The organism is Trinickia sp. (assembly GCF_051953955.1).
Taxonomy (GTDB): Bacteria; Pseudomonadota; Gammaproteobacteria; order Burkholderiales; family Burkholderiaceae; genus Trinickia.
In genome coordinates this window covers 1-9973 of the sequence record NZ_JBQCIF010000091.1, presented here as the reverse complement: position 1 = coordinate 9973, position 9973 = coordinate 1, and the positions used below count along the sequence as shown (strand labels likewise).

7 protein-coding genes are annotated in these 9973 nt (G+C 63.7%); 5 read left to right on the top strand and 2 right to left on the bottom strand.

All coding sequences use genetic code 11. The annotated features are described in order from the left end of the window. The first annotated feature begins 190 nt into the window (after positions 1-190). On the top strand, positions 191-1852 hold the full coding sequence (gene aceF / locus ACTHNZ_RS17995) for a dihydrolipoyllysine-residue acetyltransferase (protein ID WP_440543914.1): 1662 nt from the start codon (positions 191-193) through the stop codon (positions 1850-1852). 328 nt (positions 1853-2180) lie between these two features. Further along, on the top strand, positions 2181-3950 hold the full coding sequence (lpdA, locus tag ACTHNZ_RS17990; RefSeq protein WP_440543913.1) for a dihydrolipoyl dehydrogenase: 1770 nt from the start codon (positions 2181-2183) through the stop codon (positions 3948-3950). Positions 3951-4148: 198 nt separating this feature from the next. On the opposite strand, the gene ACTHNZ_RS17985 is transcribed toward lpdA, so the two are convergent. Next, complete coding sequence (locus tag ACTHNZ_RS17985) at positions 4149-4730, bottom strand: phasin family protein (protein ID WP_440543912.1); 582 nt, start codon at positions 4728-4730, stop codon at positions 4149-4151. A 646-nt stretch (positions 4731-5376) separates the two neighbouring features. Here ACTHNZ_RS17985 and pbpG point away from each other — a divergent pair. Next, positions 5377-6519, top strand: a complete 1143-nt coding sequence (pbpG, locus tag ACTHNZ_RS17980; protein WP_440543911.1) for a D-alanyl-D-alanine endopeptidase — start codon at positions 5377-5379, stop codon at positions 6517-6519. A gap of 178 nt (positions 6520-6697) precedes the next feature. Here the strand turns inward: pbpG and ACTHNZ_RS17975 are convergent, their stop codons facing one another. Next, a complete protein-coding gene (locus tag ACTHNZ_RS17975; RefSeq protein WP_440543910.1) occupies positions 6698-7516 on the bottom strand; it encodes an IclR family transcriptional regulator in 819 nt (272 codons plus the stop codon). A gap of 176 nt (positions 7517-7692) precedes the next feature. On the opposite strand from ACTHNZ_RS17975, the gene ACTHNZ_RS17970 reads away from it, so the two are divergent. Then, positions 7693-8421 (top strand): (Fe-S)-binding protein, encoded by a 729-nt coding sequence (locus ACTHNZ_RS17970; RefSeq protein WP_440543909.1) that lies wholly within the window; start codon positions 7693-7695, stop codon positions 8419-8421. A gap of 49 nt (positions 8422-8470) precedes the next feature. Continuing rightward, on the top strand, positions 8471-9883 hold the full coding sequence (locus tag ACTHNZ_RS17965) for a lactate utilization protein B (protein WP_440543908.1): 1413 nt from the start codon (positions 8471-8473) through the stop codon (positions 9881-9883). Positions 9884-9973: the final 90 nt, after the last annotated feature.

The following is a 9973-nucleotide window of genomic DNA, read 5'->3' as shown; positions in this document are numbered from 1 at the left end:
GCGCTCAACGCGCTCGCGGATGAAGGTACGATCGAGCGCAAGGTCGTAGCCGACGCGCTTGCCAAGTACCAGCTCGACCCGAACAAACCCAACCCGATGACCGTTTAAGGCATTGCCTTCGCGAGCGCCCCAAGCCCGCCTGCCGCGCCAATGCGGCGGGCAGGCTCGCGAGCCCTGGAGACACCAACAAATGAGTGAAGCGATCGAAGTCAAGGTGCCGGACATCGGCGACTACAAAGACGTGCCCGTCATCGAGATTCTCGTGAAGGCCGGCGACACCGTGGAGAAGGAGCAATCCCTCGTTACGCTCGAATCGGACAAAGCGACGATGGACGTGCCGAGCCCGCAAGCGGGCAAGGTCAAGGAAGTGAAGATCAAGCAGGGCGATTCGGTGTCGGAAGGCACGTTGATCGTGCTGCTCGAGCCCGTCGGCGGGGCAGCGCAAGCGGCAGCGCCCGCGCAGGCGAACGGCGCCGCGGCGCCCGCCCAAGCGGCACCGGCTCCGGCCCCTGCCGCTGCGGCAAGCGGTGGCGGCGTGCAGGAAGTGAAGGTGCCCGATATCGGCGACTATCAAGACGTGCCCGTGATCGAAGTGGCGGTCAAGGCCGGCGATCGCGTCGAGAAAGAGCAGTCGCTCGTCACGCTCGAATCGGACAAGGCGACGATGGACGTGCCGAGCCCCGTGGCCGGCGTCGTCAAGGAAGTGAAAGTCAAGGTGGGCGACGCCGTGTCGGAAGGCACGCTGATCGTCCTCGTCGAGGCGGAAGGCGCGGCGGCCGCGGCACCCGCAGCTGCCCCCGCGCCGGCCAAGAGCGTGGCGGCGCCCGCCGACGCGCCGCGCGAAGACAAGCCGCACAGCATCCCGGCCCAGCCGTCGGCGCTCGCGCAAGCGCCCGTCATTCCGGCCGGCGAGGGCGGCGCGCGCCGCCCGAGCCATGCTTCGCCGTCGGTGCGCAAGTTCGCGCGCGAACTCGGTGTCGACGTCGCGCAGGTAGCCGGTACCGGGCCGAAGGGCCGCATCACGCAAGAAGACGTCACCGCGTTCGTCAAGGGCGTCATGACGGGCCAGCGCGCGCCGGCTTCCGCGGCGCCTGCCGCCGCGGGCGGTGCCGGTGGCGAGTTGAACCTGCTGCCGTGGCCGAAGGTCGACTTCACGAAGTTCGGCCCCGTCGATCCGAAACCGCTCTCGCGCATCAAGAAAATCTCGGGCGCGAATCTGCACCGCAACTGGGTGATGATCCCGCACGTCACGAACAACGACGAGGCCGACATCACTGAGCTCGAAGCGCTGCGCGTGCAACTGAACAAGGAAAACGAGAAGGCCGGCGTGAAGGTCACGATGCTCGCATTCGTGATCAAGGCCGTCGTCTCGGCGCTGAAGAAATTTCCGACGTTCAACGCCAGCCTCGACGGCGACATGCTCGTCTTCAAGCAGTACTACCACGTCGGGTTCGCCGCCGATACGCCGAACGGGCTCGTCGTTCCGGTCATTCGCGACGCGGACAAGAAGGGGCTCATCGAGATCGCCAAGGAAATGGCCGAGCTCTCGAAGCTCGCTCGCGACGGCAAGCTCAAACCCGATCAGATGCAAGGCGGGTGTTTCTCGATTTCTTCCCTCGGGGGGATCGGGGGCACGCATTTCACGCCCATCATCAATGCGCCTGAAGTCGCGATTCTGGGTCTCTCGCGAGGGGCGATGAAGCCCGTGTGGGATGGGAAGCAGTTCGTGCCGAGGCTGACGCTGCCGCTCTCGCTCTCGTATGATCACCGAGTGATCGATGGGGCCGCAGCTGCGCGCTTCAATGCGTATCTCGGGGCGCTGCTCGCCGATTTCCGGCGCGTGATTCTTTAAGCGATGGGGCCTCGCGGGGGCGCTTTGGTTTTCGGTCTTCTGTGCCTTATGGCTCACGTCGATCATCCGCGCCCCCCATTGAACTTGTTTTCGTAGCGGCCTGCTAGCGTCGCCCCTGCGCGGGGCGGCGGTCACTTTTCTTTGTCCCCCAAGGGGATTTCCTTCGGGGCATCTTCCAAAGAAAAGTAACCAAAAGAAAGGCGCGTCCTTGGGCGGACTGCAAAGGTGGTTTCACCCATGCGCCCAGAGTGACAGCCAGGCCGTAGTTTTCTCGTTCGACCGCGAGCGTTTGCTCCCTCGTCAGTCGCTAAACAAGAAGGGGACGTACATGAGTCTCATCGAAGTCAAAGTACCCGATATCGGCGATTTCAAAGACGTCGACGTCATCGAAGTCAACATCAAACCCGGCGACGCCATCGAGAAAGAACAGTCGCTGCTCACCCTCGAATCCGATAAGGCTTCCATGGAAGTGCCCAGCGACGTCGCCGGCACCGTCAAGGAAGTCAAAATCAAAGCAGGCGATAAGGTCTCCCAAGGCACCGTCGTCGCACTAGTCGAAGTCTCCGCAGGCGCCCAAGCGCCGGCCAAGGCCGCTCCCGCTGCCCAAGCAGCGCAGCCAGCCGCCGCACCCGCGCCCAAAGCCGCACCCGCCGCCGCGCCCCAAGCCGGCAGCTTCGCGGGCGCTGCCGACGTCGAATGCGACATGCTCGTGCTCGGCGCCGGTCCCGGCGGCTACTCCGCCGCGTTCCGCTCTGCGGATCTCGGCATGAAAACCGTTCTCGTCGAGCGCTATTCGACGCTCGGCGGCGTTTGCCTCAACGTCGGCTGCATTCCGTCCAAAGCGCTGCTGCACACGGCCCTCATCACCGATGAAGTCGCCGCGCTCGCCGCCCACGGCATCACGTTCGGCAAGCCCCAAATCGATCTCGACAAACTGCGCGAGTTCAAATCCGGCGTCGTCAAGAAACTCACCACCGGCCTCGCCGGCATGGCCAAGGCCCGTAAGGTCGAAGTCGTCACCGGCGTCGGCGCGTTCCTCGATCCGCACCACATGGAAGTGCAAGGCGAGGGCGGCAAGAAGGTCGTGAAGTTCAAGCAGGCCATCATCGCCGCCGGCTCGCAAGCCGTGAAGCTGCCGTTCATGCCGGAAGACCCCCGCGTCGTCGATTCGACCGGCGCCCTCGAACTGCGCCAAGTGCCGCAACGCATGCTCGTCATCGGCGGCGGCATCATCGGCCTCGAAATGGCCACGGTCTACGCGACCCTGGGCGCCAAAATCGATGTCGTCGAAATGCTCGACGGCCTCATGATGGGCGCCGACCGTGATCTCGTGAAGGTCTGGCAAAAGTACAGCGCCAAGCACTTCGCGAACGTCATGCTCAAGACGAGAACGGCCGCAGCCGAAGCCAAATCGGACGGCATCTACGTCAAGTTCGAAGGCGAGCAAGCACCCGTCGAACCGCAACGCTACGACCTCGTGCTCGTGGCCGTCGGCCGCAGCCCCAACGGCAAGAAGATCGGCGCCGATAAGGCCGGCGTTGCCGTGACGGACCGCGGCTTCATCGAAGTCGATAAGCAAATGCGCACGAACGTGCCGCACATCTTCGCGATCGGCGATGTCGTCGGCCAGCCGATGCTCGCCCACAAGGCCGTTCACGAAGGCCACGTCGCTGCCGAAGCCGCAAACGGCGAAAAGGCCTATTTCGACGCGCTGCAGATTCCCTCCGTCGCCTACACGGACCCCGAAGTGGCATGGGCCGGCAAGACCGAGGACCAGTGCAAAGCCGAAGGCATCAAGTACGGCAAGGCAGTGTTCCCGTGGGCCGCGTCGGGCCGCGCCATCGCGAATGGTCGCGACGAGGGTTTCACCAAGCTGATCTTCGACGAAGAGACGCATCGCGTGATCGGCGGCGGCATCGTCGGCCTCAATGCAGGCGATCTCATCAGCGAAGTCTGTCTGGCGATCGAGATGGGTGCGGACGCAACCGATATCGGCAAAACGATCCACCCCCATCCGACGCTCGGGGAATCGATCGGGATGGCAGCCGAACTCTACGAAGGCGTTTGCACCGATTTGCCGCCGCAGCGCAAGAAGTAAGGAGAAGTCGGCGCCAAGCAGTACGCACGGTCCCGCATGGGCCGCCGCCGACCCGCGGCGGCCTTCGCGCCGGCAATCCCCCGCCGAGCACGCGGGGCAGGGTGAAAATAAAAAAGCGGCGCGCTCCGTGATGGAGCGCGCCGCTTTTCATTGCGTCGGCGCTAAGTGCGCGCCGCCTATTTAGCGCTGTTCAGGCTATTAGGCGACCGTCTTCTTCGTCGCGGCAGCGCGCGAAGCTTGCGAGGCAGCTTGTTGCGCAGCCTTCTGCGCAGCCGTGGCAGCCGCGTTGAAGTTGCTTTCGGCAATCTCAACGGCTTGCTTCGTGGCCTTGTGGACCGTTTCGTACGTCGTGTTCGCAGCCGTGATCGCCGACTTCATGACGGCGACAGCCGTTTCCGAACCGGCCGGTGCGTTCTTCGCGACGTTCTCGACGAGCGCTTGCACCTTGCGGTTCTGCTCTTCGTACTGCGCTTCCGCGACGCGTGCGAATTCAGCTTGCGTGGCCGAAGCGATTTCGTACAGATGGCGGCCGTAGGACAGCACCTTCTCGGCAACCGGCTGCGTGAGGCTAGCTTGCAGCGCGACGAACTCTTGCGCATCCTTGACCGACAGCGCACGTTGTGCGTTTTCCTGGCTTTCCGCGATCGTCGACTTCACGACTTGCAGGTTCAGTTCGACAAGCTTTTCGATGCCTTCGAACGCCTTGTTCGTCAGACCGAACAGCGCTTCGAGGTTCGCTTTTTGTGCTGCGGCGAATTGCTCAGGGGTCAGCAGAGTCATGTTTTTCGCTCCTGGATATCGGCCTGTTCCGGTAGGCCGAAAGTGGTGGAATGGCTAAACTTTGCGAGGCGCTTCTTTACGTCTGGAAATCTTTTGTGCGTCGCAACAACGGTTCCCATTTTAGGAGGAACTCGACAAATGTCAAGCACATTTTTGTGCGTCGCACCATCATACAAAACCATCGACAAAACAAGGCGTTGGAAGTTTTAAGGGACAAAAGGGTGGGATCGTTTTCGGTCGTTTCTGCCGCGCCGCCGAACGTGCCTGGGCGGTCATTTCGACCGGGTCAGCGCGGCGAGTGTGACCCAGCGCGCGGTATCGTGGCCGAAAACGCTGTAAACCGAAGCCGTGGCTCGCGCGTTATGCCGGCTTGCTCGTAGGCGACGCGGCAGGCGCGGCCGCACATCGACGGCGTTCGGCGCTTGGGCGAGAACCATTTCGTTCAAGTCCGGACAAATACCGCCGTTATGCGGTTATGGCCAAAAGGTCCGCGGCGGCGGCGCCGCGCAAGAATCGTGCGCGGCAGACGCTTCCCCCAATTTACAAAGTGGATCAAGGACGATTCATAAGTGCTTAATATTGCTAAATTTTCGTAGCTTTACTACACTTGCCGTCAATCGTCCGCCACTCCTCGCTTCAGAACTTCATGAAAATCGCTCTGTTTTCGTCGCTCAACGTGATTAGAGGCGTGGCGCTCGGCACGATCGTGTCCGGGCTGGCCGGCGCGCTCGCCGTGGCGACGGTCGCGGCTCCGGTCGATGCATTCGCCGCCGCCGAGGCGCCCGCGCATCATTCCGTCCACAAGAAACATCTCAAGAAAGAAGCGCATGCGGCCGTGTCGAAAGCCGCTGCCGAGAAGGTCGCGGCAACAGAGCAGCGGGCCAAGGAGCACGGCCGCGTGCGATACACGCTGCGTGCGCACGGCCGCCATACCGCCGTGCATCGCGTCGCGTTCGAGCCGCGCTCGCCCACGGCCGGCAAGGCGTTCGGACTCGAGGAAACGCCCGAAGGCGTCGCGCTGCGCTCGAACGTCGCTTACGTCGTGGATCAGAACACGTCCGAAGTCTTGCTCGACAAAAATTCGACGTCCGTCGTGCCCATCGCCTCGGTCACCAAGCTCATGACGGCGATGGTCGTGCTCGACTCGAAGATGCCGCTGACCGACCAGATCGAAGTCACCGACGAAGACCGCGATTTCATCAAGCACACGGGTTCGCGCCTGCACGTGGGCTCGGTGCTCTCGCGCGAGGACATGCTCCACATCGCGCTGATGGCGTCCGAGAATCGCGCCGCGGCGGCACTGTCTCGCTACTACCCGGGCGGCCGCCCGGCGTTCATCGCGGCGATGAACGCAAAGGCCAAGGCGCTCGGCATGAACGATACGCACTTCGAAAGCCCGACCGGCTTGACGAGCGAGAACGTGTCCACGGCGCGCGATCTCGTCAAGATGGTCGACGCGGCCTACCAATATCCGTTGATCCGCAAGTTCTCGACGGACCGCAGCTACGAGGTCTATCCCGGCAAGGGCGTGCTGGCCTACAACAGCACGAATGCGCTCGTGCGCAACCCCACGTGGGATATCGGCCTGCAAAAGACGGGCTTCATCAACGAAGCCGGCGAGTGCCTCGTCATGCAAGCGACGATTCATGGCCGGCCGATGGTCATGGTGCTGCTCGATTCGACGGGCAAGTACTCGCGCTTCGCCGATGCCACGCGCCTGCGCAAGTGGCTCGACGATTTCGGCGGTCAGCGCATCACGAGTGCGGACGCCGGCGGGCGCGGCACCTGAGATCGACGCGCTTCATTTCATCGAAGCCGGAAACGGAAACCCCGCGTCGTCGCGGGGTTTTTTCTACTTGGAAGGCCGCGTGGAAGATATACGCGGCAGAGGTATACGACGCGAGGCGAGGTTTGAGCGGACGCTCGCCGGCCAGTCGTTCGGCCGCGCGAAGCTCCGTTCGCGCCGCTCAGTGCGAGCCCGATTTGCGCTGCGTATCGGCAGCCGTCGCCACGGCTTCGGGCTGATAGCCGAGCGATTCGGAGATGACGAGCGCCGTTTGGCTCAGCTGCCCGATCCAGGCGTCTTGCAGGCGATCGGCCGGAGCCGACAGCGAGAGGCCCGCAACGAGCTTGCCCGTGTCGTCATAGATGCCCGCGGCGATGCATCGCACCCCGAGTTCTAGCTCTTCGTTGTCGCGCGCGCACGACTGCTGGCGCACCTGCGTCAGTTCGCGCTCGAGGCGTGAGATGTCGGTGATGCTGTTTTGCGTGTGGCCCGAGAGCCCCGTGCGCATCGCATAGGCGCGCACGCGCGTGGCTTCGTCGGCCGCGAGAAACAGCTTGCCGACGGAAGTGAGGTGCAGCGGCGCCCGCCCGCCGATCGCCCGCACGACCTGCATGCCGGAGCGCTCGGAGTAGGCGCGCTCGATATAGACGATCTCGTCGCCCTGGCGCACCGAGAGGTTGACCGTCTGCCCGGTCATCCGATGCAGTTCGCGCATCGGCGCGAGCGCCGCATCGCGCACGGACAGGCGCGCCTTCACCAGATTGCCGAGCTCAAGCAAGCGCATGCCGAGCCGGTAGGTGCCCGGATCCGATCGGTCGACGAGACGGCACGTCACCATGTCGTTCAAGATACGGTGTGCCGTCGACGGGTGCAGTTCGGTGCGCAGCGCGAGCGCTTTGAGGCTGACCGGATCGGTGTGGGCAGCCAGGGCGTCGAGCAGGCGCATCATGCGTTCGATCACCTGGATCGACGTCTTGGAGTCCTGGTTCGTCTCGCTCATTGGAAATCGATTGACACGGCAATTAACGGTGGGCCCATTGTATCTCGTATCGTGAAAAAAGCGAACGCTGTTCGAATGGGCTCTCGGAAAGGCGCTGCTCACTTTTTTCGACTTTGCGCGCCGCTCGGTCGCGCAAACGACGGATAATCGACCCGTTTCGTACACTTGTGCCTGCCATGCGAGTCGGACTGTTCGTCACTTGTCTCATCGACCTAATGCGCCCGGAGATCGGCTTCTCCGTGATCAAGCTGCTCGAGCAGGCCGGCTTCGACGTGATCGTGCCGCCGGCGCAAACCTGCTGTGGGCAGCCCGCCTACAACTCGGGCGAGCGGCGCATCGCGCGCGACCTCGCCGAGAAGACGCTGCGCGAGTTCGAGCAGTTCGACTACGTCGTGGTTCCCTCGGGTTCGTGTGCGGGGATGATCGTCGCCCACTATGGCGACTTGTTCGGCGATGATCCGGAGTTGATGGGGCGTTATGCGCGGCTTCGTCCGAAAGTTCACGAACTGACCGATTTTCTCGTCAATGTCGCAAAGGTGCAGCTGGCGCCGGGGGCGTTCGAGGGGCCCGTCACCTATCACGATTCATGTTCGGGGCTGCGCGAGCTCGGCGTGAAGGCGCAGCCGCGTGCGCTACTGGCCCAGCGCGGCGTGGCCGTCACCGAAATGAAGGACTGCGAGCACTGCTGCGGCTTCGGCGGCACGTTTGCCGTCAAGTACGGCAATATCTCGACGGCCATCGTCGACGAGAAATGCGCCAATGTTCAGGCGAGCGGGACCGGCTGTGTCGTATTGGGCGATCTCGGATGCATGCTGAACATCGAGGGGCGCCTGCGCCGCTCGGGCGATGGTGCCACGCGCGTGCTGCACATCGCTCAAGTGCTGGCCGGCGACGCCGACCGCTGAGCCTTCCTCAGCTTCGTTCACCGAACCCACCGAACCGATCGGGCCTTCCATGCAAGTTCAATCGATGCAGTTCAAGGCGCGAGCCAAGGATAGCCTGGCCAATCCGCGCCTGCAGCGGAACCTGACCAAGTTGTCGACGAAATTCGTGTCGGCGCGGGCCACCGCCATGCACGCGATCGATTTCCCGGCCACGCGCGCCGAGTTGAAAGCGCGCCGCAACCGCGCGCTGGAGAACCTCGACGTCTGGCTCGAAACGTTCGAGCGCGAGGCCGCGCGGCGCGGCACGACGGTGCTTTATGCCGAAACGACGCGCGACGCGGCGCGGCTCGTGGCCGAGATCGCGCGCAAGCACGACGCCAAGAAGGTCATCAAGACGAAGTCGATGGTGTCCGAGGAGATGCGGCTCAATGCCGTGCTCGGCGAGATGGGCGTGGAGTCGATCGAGACGGATCTGGGCGAATACATCCTTCAGATCAACGACAACGAGCCCCCTAGCCATATCATTGCGCCCGTCGTGCACAAGGACAAAGAGGAAATCGCGGACTTGTTCGCGGCTACGCACGGGCGCGTGCGGCTCTCCGAGATCCCCGAGATGACGCGCGAAGCGCGCGAGGTGCTGCGTCCGCATTTCCTGTCGGCCGACATGGGCGTGACCGGCGGCAATTTCATCGTCGCCGAAACGGGTTCGGTCGTGCTCGTCACGAACGAAGGCAACGAAGGCATGTGCACGGTGATGCCGCGCGTGCACGTCGCCGTGACCGGCATCGAAAAGGTCTTGCCGACGCTCGAAGATCTCGCGGTGGCGATGCGCCTCTTGCCGCGCAGCGCGACAGGGCAGGTCACGTCCAATTATTTTTCGCTGTTGACGGGGCCGCGCGGCGAGCGCGATCTCGACGGCCCCGAGCACATGTACGTGGTCCTGGTCGACGGCGGCCGCACGGGGCTCATGGGCGGCGCGTTCCAGGAAATGCTGCGCTGTATCCGATGCGGCGCCTGCATGAATCACTGCCCGGTCTATCAGAAGGTGGGCGGTCATGCCTATGGCTGGGTTTATCCGGGGCCGATGGGGTCCGTCTTGACGCCGAGCTACGCCGGACTCGACAAGACGCTCGATCTGCCCCAAGCCGCGACGCTGTGCGGCGAATGCAATGCCGTGTGTCCCGTCGGCATCCCGATTTCCGATTTGCTGCGCAAACTGCGCGAGAAGCAGGTCGAGCGGCACCTGCGGCCGTTCTCGGAGCGCGCCGCACTGGCCGTTTGGGGCTTCGTGGCGATGCGGCCGGCGCTCTATGCGTTCGTCACGAAGCTGGCCGTGCGCGTGCTCGAACGCGCGGGCGGGAGCCGGCGCTCGATCGCGCGGCTGCCGTTGGGCCAGGGCTGGACGGCCACGCGGGAGATGCCCGCGCCGGTCGGGCGCACGTTCCGCGAGCTCTACGCGGCCCAGCGCAGTCATCAGGGCTGATGGGCGCTGAGGCGGCTCGTCATGGTCATTGTTTATCTGCGCGCAACGCTGAATTCACTATTCCCGTCTTTGTCTCGATAGATATCATTT

Bases quoted from the DNA above. Each gene is read 5' to 3' on its own strand.
- aceF (WP_440543914.1), top strand. From the start codon at position 191: ATGAGTGAAGCGATCGAAGTCAAGGTGCCGGACATCGGCGACTACAAA.
- lpdA (WP_440543913.1), top strand. From the start codon at position 2,181: ATGAGTCTCATCGAAGTCAAAGTACCCGATATCGGCGATTTCAAAGAC.
- ACTHNZ_RS17985 (WP_440543912.1), bottom strand. From the start codon at position 4,730: ATGACTCTGCTGACCCCTGAGCAATTCGCCGCAGCACAAAAAGCGAAC.
- pbpG (WP_440543911.1), top strand. From the start codon at position 5,377: ATGAAAATCGCTCTGTTTTCGTCGCTCAACGTGATTAGAGGCGTGGCG.
- ACTHNZ_RS17975 (WP_440543910.1), bottom strand. From the start codon at position 7,516: ATGAGCGAGACGAACCAGGACTCCAAGACGTCGATCCAGGTGATCGAA.
- ACTHNZ_RS17970 (WP_440543909.1), top strand. From the start codon at position 7,693: ATGCGAGTCGGACTGTTCGTCACTTGTCTCATCGACCTAATGCGCCCG.
- ACTHNZ_RS17965 (WP_440543908.1), top strand. From the start codon at position 8,471: ATGCAAGTTCAATCGATGCAGTTCAAGGCGCGAGCCAAGGATAGCCTG.